The organism is Paenibacillus sp. FSL E2-0190 (assembly GCF_037992965.1).
In the GTDB taxonomy this organism is placed as follows: Bacteria; Bacillota; Bacilli; order Paenibacillales; family Paenibacillaceae; genus Paenibacillus_AQ; species Paenibacillus_AQ odorifer.
Window position 1 is genome coordinate 3,340,181 of sequence record NZ_CP150306.1, and the last position, 16,514, is coordinate 3,356,694.

Genomic DNA, 16,514 nt, shown 5'->3' on the forward strand with positions numbered 1-16,514 from the left:
ATCAGAGGTCTTCTTTATGTGTAGCTAATAAAGAAAAATGTCTAATGTAAAGAGAATACATCATTAAGTAAAACGCTTTCATGTTCACTCGATAAATTGATTTATATAATTAGTCCTGTAAGCAATATAAAAATGGGGGGCGAAAAAGAATGAAAAAAGTCAACAAAAAAAGGATTAGCCTAACTCTAACAGTGTTGATGGCTATGTCCATGCTTATCACTGCTTGTGGTGGGAACAACGGGAATAAAGTGAATTCTGAGGCTAATGCAAACGCAGGCAATACGGGAAAAACACCTGCTGCGGAAGAGAAGCTCAAGATTACCATGTGGTCCCAATTCGCGGATCCAAATTCTAAAGACGGCGGGTTTGTTGGTTTTTATAAAGCACTTGAGGCAACCAAGGCTAAATTCCCTAATATAGAAATCGAGCATGTGGGTGTTGGGGGCGAATCTTATAAAACAAAAGTGAAAGCGGCTTCAGCCGCCAATGAGCTGCCCGACATTTTTTACACCTGGGGTGGCGGATTCTCTGAGCCATTTATAGCGGGGAACCGGATTTTGTCCATTGATGATCTCGCAAAAGATGGAACGCTGGACCAAATTGTACCAGGTACGACAGACAATTTCATCTTCGATAGCAAGCTTTACGGTCTGCCGATCAATATAGCTACTGCTCAAATGTACGTCAATAAAGAACTATTTGAGCAAGCAGGAGCGAAAATTCCGGAAACATGGGATGAGCTTGTTGCTGCGATTGAAGCACTAAAAGCAAAAGGCATTCAGCCGATTGCACTTGGGGCTAAAGACAGATGGCCAGCAATGCAATGGAACGCGATTCTAGCCATCCGGATGGCAGGCGTGGATGCTGTAAATGCCGCTTTAACGAAAACAGGATCATTCGACACAGCTGAATTCACAGAAGCTGCTGCGAAATACAAACAATTGATTGATGCGGACTCCTTCGGCAAACATTTTGTTGGAACTTCTTATGATGACGCGACAAATATGTTCCTATCAGGCAAAGCAGCTATGATGTTCATGGGCGCTTGGGTCAACGGACAGATTGAAGATGATAACTCTCTGGTCAAAGGTAAAGTGGTACCGATTAAATTTCCAACCATTCCAGGGGGGAAAGGAAATGCTGACGAGTGGTTCGGAGGTTCGGGTGAAACATTCGTGCTCAATGCCGATCTGAAAAACAAGGAAAGAATATGGGAAGTATACAAGTTCTTTATTGAGACCATGTCTAAAGAAGTATTTCTGGCTGGTTCAGGCTCCTCAGCATGGAAAGTTGATGTAGGTGACACTTCTCAAATGAATCCACTGGCTCTGCAAATTGGTGAATTGTCCTCATCAGCAACTGGTTTCTCCTACTGGTGGGATCAAATGCTGAATGGTAATGACACTGAATCTATGTTCGGTTCGCTGATGAAATTCGTCGCCGGAAAAACAACACCTGAAGACTACACGAAAGAACTACAGAGCAAGGTTAATCAAGGACAATAATCTGCGTCAGGCGGCGAGAATTGTTCGCCGCCTGATCGATTTAAGGTGGAGTGAAGCATGCATCAAGTATTCGGAAACAAAAAGGCTATCGCCGTATTTGTTGTTCCTGCTTTGATTTTATACATTCTTGTTGGTTTTTTCCCGATCCTTCAGTCTATGTATTACAGTCTGCTGGACTGGGATGGGATACAACCGGCTAAATTTATTGGTTTAGCTTCTTATAAGGATTTATTTTTTGCAGATACGTACGGCATGGATTTTAATCATTCGATACTTAATACGTTGTATCTGGCAGTTCTTTCTGTTTTCATGCAACTTCCGATAGCTCTGGTGCTCGCTCTGGTTCTTGCCAGAGGGGTGTGGGGTGAAAAGCTGTATCGTACTTTGTATTTCATTCCAGTCTTGGTATCCTCCTCTGTCATCGGGGTTATGTTTCTGAAAATCTATCAGCCTGAATATGGCTTGCTGAATACGATACTCAATCAACTAGGCTTGTCCTCCTGGACACATGATTGGTTAACGGAAAGCGGAACTGCACTAATAAGTGTTATGATTCCAATCGTTTGGCAATATATCGGCTACCATATGCTTCTAATGTACGCTGCCATCAAAGGGATTCCTGAAGATTTGTACGAGGCTGCGAAAATTGACGGAGCATCAAGTATAAGAACCGCCTTCTCTATCACTATTCCACTTATTTCACCGATCCTGAAGGTATGCGTCATATTTGCTGTTTTGGGATCATTGAAGTTTTTCGATTTAGTCTTCATTATGACCAATGGCTACCCTACACCGGAAACTAGTGTTCCAAGTACATTGATGTATTCGTCGATTTTTAATCGCAATATGTATGGGTACGGCAGCGCGATGGCCGTGTTTATGGTTGTGGAATGTCTCTTTTTCTACTTAGTTCTACAAAAACTGATCAGAACCTACGATGATAAGGAGGAGAGCTAATGACAACAACACATAACCGCCGCTGGCCAAAGGTTGTTTTGCAGATTGCGTTTCTAATCTTCGCAGTTATTCAACTGTATCCGCTCGTGTGGCTTGTATTTTCCTCCTTTAAAACAAACATAGAAATTACAGGCTCAAATGTGATGGGCTTGCCTAATGAGTGGCGGTGGGCGAACTACGACTACGCACTTTTTAAGGCGAATATCGCACGTAACTTTTTGAACAGCCTTATGTATACAACGGTAACTGTCATTATTTCTGCTCTGTTATCGGCAATGGTTTCTTTTGCTGTCGCAAGAATGAAGTGGAAGCTTAATAATGTGGTGCTTACTTTCTTCATGCTGGGATTGATGATCCCCGTTCATGCTACGCTGCTACCTGTCTTTCAGATGTTAAAAATGACAAGCTTGCTGAATACGCCTTGGGCCTTAATCATTCCTTATACCGTTAGTGCACTTCCTACTACAATCTTTATCATGATTGGTTTCTTTAGAGCGCTGCCAGGGGAGTTGGAAGAAGCCAGCGTTGTAGACGGCTGCAATATTTATCAGGTTTTTTTCCGTATTATGCTTCCGCTTGTAAAGCCGGCTATCGTAACCACTTCCATCTTTACTTTTTTATCCGCTTGGAACGAACTGATGTTTGCCAATACATTCATTAATGATCCTGACTTAGCAACAATTACCGTCGCCATCAATTCGTTTAAAAGTGCCTATGCCACAGAATTTGGACCTATGTTCGCAGGAATGGTTGTGGCTACACTACCCATGATCATTATCTACTTGTTCCTAAGTAATCAAGTCCAAAAAAGCATTATTGCCGGGGCAGTTAAGGGTTAAAGCAATGGGATAGGAATCTTTCGAAAAATGCTATACTAGTGTCGTATTGAAGAAGCTATAAATAAAAGTCCGTATTCGCTTAATGTCGGCCAGGAGGTTACCGATGAGGTTTGCACGTATCCGATCACAAATCGTTTTTTACTACTTGGCCTTATTAGTGGTTTCCATGATTGCAAGCGGTATTATGTACCAACGAATCAATGAGAAATTCACCGAGGAAAAGGTAGGTGAGGTATCGCTTCAAACCTTGAACGCCATGAATTCCGGAATCGAATCACTTCTTGACAGCACGAATAATTATTCCAAGATGATCGTGTCGAACAATACGGTTCAGGAAATTTTGGGCAGTGATCTGGCGGGTAACGACATCGGAATTTTAACTTACAAGCTAGAGGTTGCTCTGTCAGATTTTATGCTCGCAGAGCCCTCTATCTCTTCTGTCTATCTATTCGATAATGCAGGACGTAAGTTTGCGATTGATTTGCAGTCAGCAAAACCGATCAGAACGGATGGGATCGAGTCAGCGGAATGGTACTCCGAGGCGGTCGCCTTAGACGGAAAAGCAATTTGGAGGAAAAATGCCGGAGGTATCTTCAATTTTGAGACGAAGGAACCCCAGCAGGATCCACAATATATTTCTCTGATTCGCATCGTAAACGACATGAACACTTCTAAGAAAATAGGAGTATTAGTCGTGAACATTACAGTTCAGGAGCTAAAAAAAAGCTATGAACGTTCGATCAACGATAATAAACCTGATTTAATGATCGAAACTGGATATGAGACACTCCTTGATTTTACACGGCCTGAATTATCGACTTATACAAACTCTTCTATGCTTGATGTGCCGCTCGGCAGTAGCAAAATCGTAAAGATCAAAGATCATAATTATCTGATCTCTTCTCTGGTTTCAATGGATCGTGGTTGGAGGTTTACTAGCGCTCAGCCTTTGGGGGAATGGGAAAGCCCCTATCGTCAATTTAATCTGATGCTGTTAATGATTATGTTGTTTAATTTCATTTCTATATTTTTAGGTTCCGTCTGGATTTCTAGATTCATTACTACACCTATTTTACATATGCTGCGATCCATGAAAAAAGTGGAGATTGGAGAGTTCAGTTTGGTTCGGTACGAGGCGAGAACGGATGAGCTGAACCAGTTGAAAGATAGGTATAACAATATGATTATGACCATTGAGCAAGCGCTTAAGCGGGAGAAAGAAGAACAGAAATTGATTCGGAAACTCGAATTGGATATTTTGCAGCAGCAAATTAAACCACATTTTTTATATAACACGTTAGAATCAGCTGGCTATTTAACTTTGTCAGGAAATAATAATGAGGCGTACCAGATTATTTCTGAGCTTGCAGCCTTCTATCGTCAGAGTCTTAGTAAGGGCAGTGATGTAGTAACGTTAAGAGAAGAAGTAGAGATCACTAAAAGTTATCTGAGTATACAAAATATTCGCTATCCAGAAATTTTCATCAGTGAAATTGAGGTGTCGGAAGAAGCTGAGTATGTTCGGATACCCAAATTGACGCTTCAGCCGCTTGTAGAAAATGCGCTTTATCATGGTATTCGCCCTTTAGGGGAGTGTGGTAAGATTCGCATCCTTGCCCGTATTCAGGGGAATCGACTGAAGCTAGTCGTGGAAGATGATGGTGTGGGGATGAATGAAGACAAACGTCGGGAAATGCAAGCTGAGCCCTATGGGCAAAATGAGTCCAGTTTTGGGTTGCGCGGTACTTTGATGCGTTTGAAGCTGTACTATGGGGCGGACATGAATTGTAGTTTGGTCAGTGCACCGGGAGAAGGAACTCGGATTGAATTGGAACTACCGCTTGAGGAGGGGAATAGTCATGGAGCTTGAACTGCTCAGAGCCATTATTGTGGATGATGAAATTAATGCGAGAAAAATTGTTCCCATCATTATAGATTGGCAAGCAGTTGGTTACAGATTCGTAGGTGAGGCCTCGAATGGAAGCGAAGCGTTAGATCTGATCGAAACCATGAAACCGGATGTAGTATTTACAGATATCAGTATGCCTTTTATGGATGGACTGGAATTAAGCCGGTTGATAAAAGAAAGGTATCCGCTAGTCAAAATTGTGATCATCACTGCACATCCCGAATTCGAATATGCAAAAAGAAGCCTGGACATTGGAGTGCAAAATTTTATCTTGAAGCCGCTCCAAGCCGAGGAGGTACGAAGAGTTGCGGTAGATCTTCATGGAAAAATCCGGGAAGAGACAGAGCGGTGGAACGAATATCAGGTGCTGAACCGACAGTTAAATGAAAACGCCGTTCAACTAAAAGAAAAATTTCTAAATGATTTGCTATCAGGCCTCTGGGACCCCGATCAGTTGGATAGCCGATTCCATTACTTTTTTCCTGAATCAGCGAACAGCTTGTTTTCAATCATGCTTATTGAACTTCAAATTCCCTTAGAAGAAGGGGAGGAACAACGAATCCTACAGTCTTTGCGTTGTAAGAGGTTTATTGATTACGCGCTTGAAGAGTATGAGGGAATCGAAGTTTTTTTTGATAACAGTCAACGGATTGTCCTTCTTAATAGAAAAGATAATCAGAATCTTACGAAGATTGGAGAGTGGCTGGCCCAATCGCTCCATGAAAAGCTTGGATGTAAAGCTTGCATTGGCGTAGGTAGTACCTGTACGGATTTCAATAGGATCAAAGAATCCTATAAAGAGGCGCTGGAGGCAGTTAGATATGGTAAGTTAAAGGGCAGTAACGCCATTTATTTTTTTAATGATGAAATTCATTTCGGGGGCCGATCCTGGGAAGTTAAGACGAATGAAATTGAGGAAATTTTGTTTTTTGTAAAAGCTGGTGTCTTAGACAAGGCTGTGCAATCCATTGAGAAAATGTTTCAGGATTTGGAGAAGTCCAAGGCTTTTTCTGTGGAACGAGCTAGGCTGGTTTCGGCCCAATTTGTCTCCACATTAATCAATTCACTCGCTGAAATGGGAGTTATACTAGATAATAATCTTTCTTTCGATATTTCGCCATATAAAAGGATTTTTGAGCTCGATAGCCTGCCAGACATGCAACAGACATTACTTGAACTCACAGAGAAGGTAACCTCTCAAGTAACCCGGGCACGAAGCAATAAAACTAATAATATTATCCATGAAGTTAAAGAATTTATTCAACAGGAGATGCACATTCCGGAGATGTCTTTATCCTATGTATCGAATAAATTCCACATGAATTCCAGTTACTTTAGCCGGATCTTTAAGCAGGACACAGGGATTAGCTTTACGGATTATCTTCTCAAGTGCAGAATGGAAAAAGCGGTGAAGCTTCTGAATGAAACGGATTGGAAAGCTTATCAAATTGCTGAAAAGGTCGGCATTAAAGATCCATTTTACTTCAGTAACTGTTTTAAAAAAGTAATGGGAGTATCCGTTCAGGAGTATAAGAAAAATAGCTTTTCCCTATAAATCACTCCGTTGAAATTGATAATTTTCCTCTTTAAGCCCGCACTTTATGCGGGTTCTTTATTGTTTTTTAAGATATAAAGTAAGCAATAATGATGTTACAAAATGGAAAAATGATCTTGACAGAAATGGTTTATATCGTATACATTTGTATACATGAAGAGCGCGTATACAAATGTATACACCGCAAAAGGAGGAAATAAAATGCGTGAAGGACATGTCGGCAAACGTGGCAGTCATAGGGAGCATGGAGAGCATAGAGATCGTGAGGGACGTGGCGAACACAGAGATCGTGGCTTTATGAAACATGGGATGACGGAATCAATGGATCCACATCCTAAAAGTGCTCAAACTTTTCGTCGTGGCAGAGCCATCGCTTTTTTAGATAAGCTTATGGTTAACCGGGCTACATTACAGCGGCAGTTAAATCAGCCTGAGCTTGAATCGATTAAACAAGTGGTTAGCGGTGAATTAAAAGCAACGGAAGCGATCATTGAAGAGTTTAAACAAATCTTTCAGATTCATGAGATCGCTCCAGAAGATACAACATCAAAAGTTAATAAAGAGGAGAGTAAAGAAAAAGATGAAAATAACTGAGCTCATTAAAACCCGTAGAAGTACAAAACAATTCAAACAGACTCCAATTCGTGAAGAGGAGTTACATTCATGGCTGGAGGCTGCAAGTTACGCTCCTAATCATCGTATGACCGAACCTTGGGAGCTTCTTTTCATCGGACCCAATACTAGAGCGAAATTAAAGCATAAGACGGATTTTGGCAACGCACCTGTTGTTTTTGCAGTTCTGTCTAAGCCTGCCGCAACTGCGTTTGAACGCGATGAGAATGTTATGGCTGCTGCTTGTTTCGTACAAAATTTCTTATTAGCTGCACATGAAGCAGGTGTAGGTACGTATTGGGCTTCGCTGGGGGCTTTGCCTCATAATCGTGAGATTCTTAGTGTTCAAGAAAATTACGATGTTATTGGGATATTTGGAATGGGGTATCCGGAGGAAGTGCCGAATGCGAAACCCAGAACACCGATTAGTTCTAAAATCACGTATTTATCTTAAACAATTGAAGGTGGCGGAATGTGGAAGCTTAAGCATTATTTGAGGCCATATTGGGTGTGGTGTGTGTTGGCACCATTGCTGATGCTGGTCGAAGTGACTATGGATTTACTGCAGCCCACGCTCATGGCGAGCATTGTGGATAAGGGTGTCATGACAAAAGATTTGTCTCATATTTTCTCGACCGGACTGATCATGCTGGGTGTAGCGTTTATCGGTCTAATTGGTGGGGTGGGCTGCACTATTTTTTCGAGTATTGCTTCTCAAAACTTCGGAAATGATTTGCGGATTAGCTTGTTTGAACATATTCAGAAATTTTCTAATAAGAACCTGGATCAATTGAAGACGGGCTCACTGATTACACGATTAACAAATGATGTGGTACAGCTGCAAACCTTTGTGCAAATGATTTTGCGGAGTATTCGATCTCCCTTGCTATTAGTCGGAAGCTTGGTGATGGCGATTCGGATAAGTCCTATGCTGACCCTCATCCTAGCCGTTGCCGTGCCACTCTTGAGTTTAATTTTGTATGGGTTAATCCGACTTTCTTTTCCTTTGTTTCAGAAAATGCAGGTCAAATTAGACGGTGTGAACACAGTGTTGCAGGAAAATTTATCAGGCATTCGTGTAGTCAAAGCATTCGTCCGCGCTAACCATGAACAGAAACGCTTTAATACAGCTAACAAGGATTATACAGAAATTGCGATAAAAGCGGTACGGTTAATGTCATTAAATATGCCGCTAATGATGCTTGTACTAAATGCCAGTATTGTTGCTGTACTATGGTTTGGGGGAGTGCAAAGCTGGAACGGTGGGCTGCCAGTTGGTCAGCTGATCGCTTTTATTAACTATATAACCCAATTGTTGATGTCAATGCTGATGTTAAGCAATATGTTGACCTTCTTCTCACGAGCCAAGGTTTCTGCCGATCGGGAGAATGAAGTATTTTCCACCATTAGTGAGATTAAAGAAGTTGCCAACGCTAAAAAAGATGCCATACACAACGGTCGGATTGTATTTTACAATGTATCTTTTGCTTATGATCCTTCGGATGAAAATCTAGTGTTAGACGATATTAATTTCACTGCGGAGCCAGGAGAAACAGTGGCCATTCTTGGTGCCACCGGTACTGGTAAATCATCATTGGTCAGCCTCATTCCCCGGTTTTACGAAGTGTCCTCTGGATCCATTACAATTGATGGCTCCGACACTCGTATGATTGCTCTGGAAGATTTGCGCAGCAGAATCGGATTTGTTATGCAGCAGGCTATTCTGTTCAGCGGTACTATCCGCGATAATATCCGATACGGCAGACCGGATGCCACAGATGAGGAAGTGGAAGAAGCAGCAATAGCCGCTGAAGCTCACAGTTTCATTTTAGAACTTCCACAGGGTTACGATACAGAGCTCGGCCAGCGTGGCATTAACCTGTCCGGTGGGCAAAAGCAGCGGCTTTCGATTGCACGGGCACTTTTAATTCAGCCAACAATCCTCATTATGGATGACAGCACTAGTGCGCTCGATGCAGCGACAGAGTCACGAATCCGGCAGATGTTAAAAACACGACTGCGCAGCAGCACGAATATTTTGATAGCTCAGCGTGTCACCTCTGTAATTGATGCTGATCGTATTCTGGTATTAGAAAACGGCCGAATTGCTGTACAAGGTACACATGATGGACTTATGAACAGCAGTGAAATATACAGAGATATCTGGAGATCACAGATGAAGGGAGAGGAGGTGCCTTATGTCAAAGCTTAATAATGGCATGAACACCACTCCTTTTAATCGATCAGGCGGATTCGGACCTGGATCTGGACCGGGATCTGGCCCCGGACGCGGCGGAGCTGTGCCGATCGTACGCGCTAAGAATCAAGCGGGAACACTCAAACGCATCTGGATGTATTTGAACCGCCAGCGGTTCGGGTTAATCATTGTGTATGTATTTACAGTGTTGAATGCAATCCTTTCGTTGATCGGGCCTTATCTAATCGGTAAAGCGATTGATACTGCCGTAATTCCTCACGATTATCAGGGTCTTATTCGCTTTTGTCTACTCCTAATAGGTATTTATGGGCTAAGCAGTGTGGTTGCTTGGGTGCAAGCCTATGTTATGACATCCGTCTCACAGAATACCGTGTTTGAGCTGCGTCGTGATCTGTTCAGCAAATATCAACAGCTACCGATTAAGTTTTTTGACACGCAAGCTAACGGAGAACTAATGAGCCGGGCAACCAACGACATAGAGAGCGTATCCAGTACACTTAATCAGAGTGTGACCCAGTTATTAAACAGTTTGATCACCCTAAGCGGTTCACTAGTGATCATGTTAATGATGAACGTTCCGTTGACCGTAGTTTCACTGATAACGATCCCTCTTGTGTTATTGTCCAGCCGTAAAATCATAGGTTTAAGTCGAACTTATTTTAAAAATCAGCAACGCCATCTAGGTGAGTTGGGTGGATTTATCGAAGAAACCATCAGCGGACAAAAAGTAGTCAAACAATACAGCAGGGAAGAGACAGAAGTGAAACGGTTCCGCAAAATCAGTGGAGAGTTGAATAAAGTCGGCATTAAGGCACAAATTGTTTCCGGATTAGTGGGACCGGTTATGAACATGATTAATAACCTTGGATTTGCGATCATTGCCGGGGTGGGTGGCTGGATGGCTTTTCATAATATGGCTACGGTTGGCGTAATCGTTAGCTTCCTTACGTATTCCAAACAGTTCGGACGACCGATCTCCGATCTTGCTAACCAGTACAATCTAATTCAGTCGGCAATTGCTGGTGCGGAGCGTGTGTTTGAAGTTATGGATATGCCATCCGAATACGGTGACGGTGATGAACAAAGTGACGATCTGCCAAGGTTAAAAGGGAACGTTGTTTTCAAGGACGTTTCATTTGCTTACAAGCCGGATTCACCAATTCTGAGTGGGGTTACGTTTGAAGCAAAACCCGGAGAGAAAATTGCGCTTGTCGGCCCAACGGGTGCTGGAAAAACGACCATTGTCAACTTGCTGATCAGATTCTATGATTTGAGCGGCGGCTCCATATTCATTGATGGCCGCGATATTGGAGAGCTGGATAAAAATGCACTTCGTAGTCAATTGGGAATGGTATTGCAAGACGCGCATGTATTCTCGGGAACGATTCGGGAAAATATTCGCTTTGGCCGTCTTGATGCGACTGACCAAGAGGTAGAGGAAGCGGCAAGATTGGCCAATGCAGATGCCTTTATCAATAGACTGCCGCATGGATATGAGACTATTCTCCATGCGGAAGGCAGTAATTTGAGCCACGGCCAGCGTCAGCTTTTAACGATTGCCCGCGCCATTCTAGCTGATCCAGCTATTTTGATCCTAGATGAGGCAACTAGCAGTGTGGATACGCGTACGGAAATGCATATTCAACAGGCGATGGAAAAGCTAATGAAGGGACGAACAAGCTTTGTGATCGCCCATAGGCTTAGTACCATCCAGGATGCTGATCGTATACTCGTTATTCAGGGTGGCGGAATTGCCGAGCAAGGCAGTCATAAAGAGCTTCTTGCGCTGCAAGGTGTTTATTACGAGCTGTACAATACCCAGTTCAAACGAGCGATTTAAAAGAATCTTTACTTGAACCGATAACATTTGTAAGTAGATGCTTTTATCGAACTCATCAGACCTTAAAGGCGAGATTTTCTGATTTTAAGAAGATTAAAGGACCCCACTGCAGCTATTGGCGTGAAAAACACCAAATATAAGTCACTTTCTAAGGAATAACGTCCTGGAGGTCCGAAGCCCTGTTTCAAGAGCTGAAAACTACCAAATAATGTCATATGGGTCCGAAGTCCTTAAAAAGATGTGTAATCTATTGGCGTAATTAATGCCCGATAAAAAAGAGCGCGATTCACCTATTATAGGAGAATCGCCGCTTTTTTTATAAATTCCTCTCTAATAACGTTCCGAGTTGTTCAGCTAAGACTTGATAGGTCACAGGTCTTTCATTCTTGAACCACCATTCCACTACCCCTGCATAAGCCGATGCAACAAAACTAATAATAACCTCTTCATGTAACCCTTCGTTTATGCCTTCGGTGGTAGTTACTTCATGTCTAAACTCATCGAGAAGAAAGCTTAAGAAACGATTTCGGAAATAAGGAGCACCTTTACTCGCTAGCATCATAGAGAAGAAAGAATAATTTTTATCGAAGTATTCCGTCCAGGTCAACGTTGCCTCGCTAAAACCCAATTCAGACGCCGATTCACAAAGTGTTCTTAGGACCTCTATATGTTCTTCGATAAGTTTATCTAACAAATCATATTTATCCAGATAATGAAGGTAGATCGTTCCCCGGCTTACATTTGCTGTGTCGGAGAGATCCTGTATGGTTATGTCGTCAAAATTTTTCTCAGACATTAGTTCAATAACAGCCTTTTTAAGCGCATCTTGAGTTTTGAGTATTCTTCTATCCACTTTAGACATTCGTGGTTCACCTAACTTTCAGAAAATACTGAACACATTCATAGGATCTGTTCAGTATTGAACAAAACAGAATCATCGTACAATTGAATGTATTTTGTAACTGTTTATAATAATAGACTATAGTCCATTAATGAATCAATATTCAATATCGAAAGGGTGTTTATTCGCATGTCTAATATCCAAGATAAAGTCGTAATTATTACAGGTGCTTCTAGTGGGATTGGGGAAGCCGCTGCTAAAGAACTAGCCTCTAAAGGAGCTAAGCTTGTCCTAGGCGCACGTCGTGAGGAACGTCTACAAAAGCTACAAGGAGAAATTGAACAAAGTGGTGGAACGGCCATCTACAAAGTAACAGACGTGACTTCCCAAACACAGATGGAAGAACTGGCTGCTTATGCACTTAAAAAGTTTGGCAAAATTGATGTATTAGTTAATAATGCGGGAATCATGCCACAAGCCTTTCTTTTTAAGAAAAAGGTGGATGAATGGGATCAAATGATTGACGTAAATATCAAAGGGGTTTTATATGCGATTGCAGCTGTTCTCCCCTCAATGAGAGAGCAAAAATCAGGTCATATTATTAATCTGTCATCGGTTGCTGGTCATAACATTTACCCAGGGGGTACAGTATATTGTGGCACCAAACATGCGGTTAGAGCAATTTCTGAAGGGCTTCGTCAAGAAGAAGCGATGAGTGGAACCAATATTCGTGTCACCAATGTTTCTCCAGGTGCCGTCAGCAGCGAATTGTTAACTACTACCTCAGATGCAGAGTCAAAAGCTGGCTTGGATGAATTTTACAAAGTGGCTATTGATGCAGACAGCATTGCACGTGCGATCACATTTGCCATTGAGCAACCGTCAGATGTAGCTATCAATGAAATGATTATTCGTCCAACTGTTCAAGTTGGTTAAAAGGGGATCATTATGGACAGACCCTATATTATTTGCCATATGCTTACCTCATTGGATGGTAAAATCATCGGAGATTATTTGGATGAAGAACGGACTGCCTATTTTATTGATGAGTACGAAAATATTCATGATCGGTATGGATGTAAAGCTTGGATATGTGGCAGGATTACCATGGAGGAGAATTTTACATTAGGCAATAAACTAGAATTAGAGCAGAGTAACCTTTCAAGCATTCCAAGAACAGACTATATCGTTCAAAAAGATGCCTCAACATATGCAGTAGCTGTAGATCCCACTGGAAAATTAGGCTGGACCAAAAACTACATTTCAGAAGGAAGTCACAATAGAACAGAGGATCATATCATTGAAGTGCTTACAGAACAGGTATCTGATGCTTATCTAGCTTATCTGAAAAATCTAGGAATCTCATATATATTTGGTGGAAAAGAACGATTGAATTTTTCTGTAGTCGTGGGAAAGCTGAAACAATTATTCTCAATCGATAAATTGATGCTGGAGGGTGGGGGCATTTTAAACGGGTCTTTCCTGAATGAAGATTTAATTGATGAGTTGAGCCTGGTTATAGTTCCCATCGCAGATGGTGCCTCTAATTCTGTGACCTTATTTGAAATGGATGCATCTTTGAAACAACAGCCCCCAGCAAATTTCAGCTTGAAGAGTGTAGAAAAACTTGCGGATGATGGGCTATGGTTGAAGTATGTAACACGGCGTGATTAAATCTATGTTTCTTAAAAAGCGCAAAGCAAAATATGCTTTGCGCTTTTTGAATTCGAAAAAGTAGTAAGCAATCTTCTCATTCCAAGCCTGCCAGATGCATCGTTTGTTTCAGACGATCTACGTTCACATAGATGTCCTCCAATCCTGGAAAACGAATCGCAGGATCGGGTACACCTTGCCCGTACACCATATAATATTCGAGATTATTATGGTTGCTGATCATCCAATAGGTTGGAACAACATGCTGGGCATGGAAAATTTCAATGACCTGTGTTCCAGGCTGGCAAAAAGCCAGATTAGCGAGTCCAGCACCATGTGGACCTACGATTACTTTCGCTGAGGCGAATAATTGGATTTGCTGGGAAACCGTCCAGTCCTCTAGACAAATCGGTACGATATTAAAATTCTCAAGGCAGCGGATGACATCATCTTCATTAACCAACCGTCTTGAGCTTGCTTTTTTTCGTGAGATATAAAAACGTTCTGGAGTGACTAGTGTTGTTTCTCTATGCGGTAACAAAAATCTCCGCAGTGTATCCGTGGTCCAAGGAGGATAATGTGAATTCATCATTAAGGAAGGGACGAGTAGCTGGTCAGCCTGAACATATGCTTCTGAATTCGTCCGGATCACCCATGACTCGGATATCCCAAGCATGGTCCACGTTTGTTCCACAAAGGGTCCATACGGATTTGGATTCATAATAATAGTGGAATAAGTGATTCCGCTCGATTGAAGCATCGCTAATCTAGGAAGCACATCATACATCCAATGAAAATAGTTATGGGCTCCGCAAAAGGTTAACACCGCCGCGGTCCCGGCAAAATGTTGAAGCTGCGGATCATTCCACCGGTGAAACACTGGGTGCTCATCTGCTTCAAGCATCCTATATTGCTTGGCGTCATATTCTTGGGAAAGATCAAAGATCAATTTCCCTTCTGGTGTTAGAACAGCACCAGATTCTCCCCATACCTTCCCTCTGGAAATGGTGGCAACGTATCCGCCAAAGGGCTTCAAACAATAAGGTGTTAGTGCTGGAGCAATACTCGTTTCAATGCTTTTAGGCGCTCTGAACTCAGCCGCCCGTCCGAAGTCAAAAGGAACGACATTCCCAGCTTCCTTTGTACTGTTTTCGTTGTGGGAAGTAAAGTCCCAGATGCTTTGGTAATATCCTTGGGGTGGTACCCCTTGTGCAGAAAATAACATCATGTCACCTCATATTCCCAAGTAGAAGCGCAGAAAACTTATTAAGCTATTTTATGAAATGAAGAATCTTCGGACACAGACTTACACGGAAAGAGGCGGATGAACAAGATTTGATTCAAATGCTGTTATTACTTGATTAATAGGCTTGACATGGACTAGGATTGAATATAAATTCAGTTTATTCAAACGCCGTTTAAATTATCGATTAGGTGCAATGTACTGCTGGAAGTGTTAACTATTCCCCAGTTCCTTTTCATCGGTATGCGTTGGAGCTGTTTTATGAATTAATATGTACCCCTTTAAGACAGGGCATTAGGATATTACAATTTAATTGGAAAGTGTGGATTCGAGATAAATGAAGTATACAAAACTTGGAAAAACGGGGCTGGACGTATCCCAACTGTGTTTAGGTTGTATGAGCTTTGGCGTTGCCGAACGTTGGATCCATCAATGGGTGCTTGATGAGAAGCAGAGCCGTGTTATCATAAAAAAAGCGCTTGACCTGGGTATTAATTTTTTTGATACAGCGAATGTATACTCCGATGGAACGAGTGAAGAAATCGTTGGACGAGCGCTTAAGGATTATGCCAATCGAGACGAGATTGTTTTAGCAACTAAGGTCTTTAACCGTATGCATGAAGGTCCGAACGGAGCAGGATTATCCCGGAAAGCAATTATGAGTGAGATTGATAAGAGTCTCAAGAGATTGGGAACAGATTATGTAGATCTATATCAGATTCATCGCTGGGATTATCACACACCTATCGAAGAAACGATGGAAGCTCTTCATGATGTAGTGAAGGCTGGTAAGGCAAGATACATAGGTGCCTCAGCAATGTATGCTTGGCAGTTTCAAAAAGCGTTATATGTAGCGGAGAAAAACGGTTGGACCCGATTTGTATCTATGCAAAATCATCTCAATCTTATCTATCGTGAAGAAGAACGAGAGATGTTGCCGCTTTGTAAGGAAGAGAATATTGGTGTTATTCCCTATAGTCCCCTTGCATCAGGAAGACTTACGCGAGACTGGGCGGTATCAACTCATCGTTCAGAAACTGATCAGATTCAAAAATCTAAATATGATGGAACTGCCGATACCGATCAATTAGTCGTGGAGCGAGTTGCGACAATCGCCGAAAAACACGGTGTTCAACGGATTCATATCGCTCTTGCTTGGTTGCTTCAAAAAGAACCTGTTACAGCACCTATCATCGGGGCTACAAAAACATCGCATCTCGAAGATGCCGTAGGTGCGTTATCCATTACTTTAACCTCTGAAGAAATTGCGTTTTTAGAGGAGCCTTATGTACCACATTCCATCGTTGGTTTTAATTAATAAAAAATCAATGGGGGAGGATAA

14 protein-coding genes are annotated in these 16,514 nt (G+C 42.0%); 12 read left to right on the forward strand and 2 right to left on the reverse strand.

The annotated features are described in order from the left end of the window. Window positions 1-149 precede the first annotated feature (149 nt). From NST25_RS14615 to NST25_RS14655, 9 genes are all read left to right on the forward strand, one after another. Window positions 150-1,505: an extracellular solute-binding protein gene (locus NST25_RS14615; protein WP_340394292.1), complete on the forward strand. Its 1,356-nt coding sequence runs from the start codon at window positions 150-152 to the stop codon at window positions 1,503-1,505. A 57-nt stretch (window positions 1,506-1,562) separates the two neighbouring features. Next, window positions 1,563-2,462 (forward strand): sugar ABC transporter permease, encoded by a 900-nt coding sequence (locus NST25_RS14620; protein WP_076125692.1) that lies wholly within the window; start codon window positions 1,563-1,565, stop codon window positions 2,460-2,462. Next, window positions 2,462-3,301: a carbohydrate ABC transporter permease gene (locus NST25_RS14625; RefSeq protein WP_076125690.1), complete on the forward strand. Its 840-nt coding sequence runs from the start codon at window positions 2,462-2,464 to the stop codon at window positions 3,299-3,301. The genes NST25_RS14620 and NST25_RS14625 overlap by 1 nt, the downstream gene beginning before the upstream one ends. A gap of 103 nt (window positions 3,302-3,404) precedes the next feature. Further along, window positions 3,405-5,171 (forward strand): sensor histidine kinase, encoded by a 1,767-nt coding sequence (locus tag NST25_RS14630; protein ID WP_076190387.1) that lies wholly within the window; start codon window positions 3,405-3,407, stop codon window positions 5,169-5,171. After that, a complete protein-coding gene (locus NST25_RS14635) occupies window positions 5,161-6,765 on the forward strand; it encodes a response regulator (protein ID WP_340394293.1) in 1,605 nt (534 codons plus the stop codon). The genes NST25_RS14630 and NST25_RS14635 overlap by 11 nt, the downstream gene beginning before the upstream one ends. Window positions 6,766-6,966: 201 nt before the next feature. Beyond that, window positions 6,967-7,359: a hypothetical protein gene (locus NST25_RS14640; protein WP_340394295.1), complete on the forward strand. Its 393-nt coding sequence runs from the start codon at window positions 6,967-6,969 to the stop codon at window positions 7,357-7,359. Next, entirely contained in the window at window positions 7,346-7,831 is a 486-nt protein-coding gene (locus tag NST25_RS14645) for a nitroreductase (RefSeq protein ID WP_076184571.1), read from the forward strand. Before NST25_RS14640 ends, NST25_RS14645 begins: the two co-directional genes overlap by 14 nt. A gap of 18 nt (window positions 7,832-7,849) precedes the next feature. Continuing rightward, the gene (locus tag NST25_RS14650) at window positions 7,850-9,589 is read left to right on the forward strand and encodes an ABC transporter ATP-binding protein (protein WP_312150640.1); all 1,740 of its coding nucleotides are present in this window, start codon (window positions 7,850-7,852) and stop codon (window positions 9,587-9,589) included. Next, window positions 9,576-11,435, forward strand: coding sequence for an ABC transporter ATP-binding protein (locus tag NST25_RS14655; protein WP_076125678.1), 1,860 nt, complete (start codon window positions 9,576-9,578; stop codon window positions 11,433-11,435). Before NST25_RS14650 ends, NST25_RS14655 begins: the two co-directional genes overlap by 14 nt. A gap of 316 nt (window positions 11,436-11,751) precedes the next feature. On the opposite strand, the gene NST25_RS14660 is transcribed toward NST25_RS14655, so the two are convergent. Continuing rightward, window positions 11,752-12,297 carry a TetR/AcrR family transcriptional regulator gene (locus tag NST25_RS14660; RefSeq protein WP_076278450.1) on the reverse strand — a complete coding sequence of 182 codons (546 nt, stop codon included), beginning with the start codon at window positions 12,295-12,297 and terminating at the stop codon, window positions 11,752-11,754. A gap of 168 nt (window positions 12,298-12,465) precedes the next feature. Here NST25_RS14660 and NST25_RS14665 point away from each other — a divergent pair, with 168 nt between their 5' ends. Together NST25_RS14665 and NST25_RS14670 are read left to right on the forward strand one after the other, a co-directional pair. Beyond that, complete coding sequence (locus NST25_RS14665; protein WP_076278451.1) at window positions 12,466-13,212, forward strand: SDR family oxidoreductase; 747 nt, start codon at window positions 12,466-12,468, stop codon at window positions 13,210-13,212. A 12-nt stretch (window positions 13,213-13,224) separates the two neighbouring features. Further along, window positions 13,225-13,950 carry a RibD family protein gene (locus NST25_RS14670; RefSeq protein ID WP_340394297.1) on the forward strand — a complete coding sequence of 242 codons (726 nt, stop codon included), beginning with the start codon at window positions 13,225-13,227 and terminating at the stop codon, window positions 13,948-13,950. 76 nt (window positions 13,951-14,026) lie between these two features. Here NST25_RS14670 and NST25_RS14675 read toward each other — a convergent pair whose 3' ends face one another. Next, window positions 14,027-15,157: a glycosyltransferase family 61 protein gene (locus NST25_RS14675; protein WP_340394299.1), complete on the reverse strand. Its 1,131-nt coding sequence runs from the start codon at window positions 15,155-15,157 to the stop codon at window positions 14,027-14,029. A 352-nt stretch (window positions 15,158-15,509) separates the two neighbouring features. On the opposite strand from NST25_RS14675, the gene NST25_RS14680 reads away from it, so the two are divergent. Next, window positions 15,510-16,490 (forward strand): aldo/keto reductase, encoded by a 981-nt coding sequence (locus NST25_RS14680; protein ID WP_076125870.1) that lies wholly within the window; start codon window positions 15,510-15,512, stop codon window positions 16,488-16,490. Window positions 16,491-16,514: the final 24 nt, after the last annotated feature.

Bases quoted from the DNA above. Each gene is read 5' to 3' on its own strand.
- NST25_RS14615 (WP_340394292.1), top strand. From the start codon at position 150: ATGAAAAAAGTCAACAAAAAAAGGATTAGCCTAACTCTAACAGTGTTG.
- NST25_RS14620 (WP_076125692.1), top strand. From the start codon at position 1,563: ATGCATCAAGTATTCGGAAACAAAAAGGCTATCGCCGTATTTGTTGTT.
- NST25_RS14625 (WP_076125690.1), top strand. From the start codon at position 2,462: ATGACAACAACACATAACCGCCGCTGGCCAAAGGTTGTTTTGCAGATT.
- NST25_RS14630 (WP_076190387.1), top strand. From the start codon at position 3,405: ATGAGGTTTGCACGTATCCGATCACAAATCGTTTTTTACTACTTGGCC.
- NST25_RS14635 (WP_340394293.1), top strand. From the start codon at position 5,161: ATGGAGCTTGAACTGCTCAGAGCCATTATTGTGGATGATGAAATTAAT.
- NST25_RS14640 (WP_340394295.1), top strand. From the start codon at position 6,967: ATGCGTGAAGGACATGTCGGCAAACGTGGCAGTCATAGGGAGCATGGA.
- NST25_RS14645 (WP_076184571.1), top strand. From the start codon at position 7,346: ATGAAAATAACTGAGCTCATTAAAACCCGTAGAAGTACAAAACAATTC.
- NST25_RS14650 (WP_312150640.1), top strand. From the start codon at position 7,850: ATGTGGAAGCTTAAGCATTATTTGAGGCCATATTGGGTGTGGTGTGTG.
- NST25_RS14655 (WP_076125678.1), top strand. From the start codon at position 9,576: ATGTCAAAGCTTAATAATGGCATGAACACCACTCCTTTTAATCGATCA.
- NST25_RS14660 (WP_076278450.1), bottom strand. From the start codon at position 12,297: ATGTCTAAAGTGGATAGAAGAATACTCAAAACTCAAGATGCGCTTAAA.
- NST25_RS14665 (WP_076278451.1), top strand. From the start codon at position 12,466: ATGTCTAATATCCAAGATAAAGTCGTAATTATTACAGGTGCTTCTAGT.
- NST25_RS14670 (WP_340394297.1), top strand. From the start codon at position 13,225: ATGGACAGACCCTATATTATTTGCCATATGCTTACCTCATTGGATGGT.
- NST25_RS14675 (WP_340394299.1), bottom strand. From the start codon at position 15,157: ATGATGTTATTTTCTGCACAAGGGGTACCACCCCAAGGATATTACCAA.
- NST25_RS14680 (WP_076125870.1), top strand. From the start codon at position 15,510: ATGAAGTATACAAAACTTGGAAAAACGGGGCTGGACGTATCCCAACTG.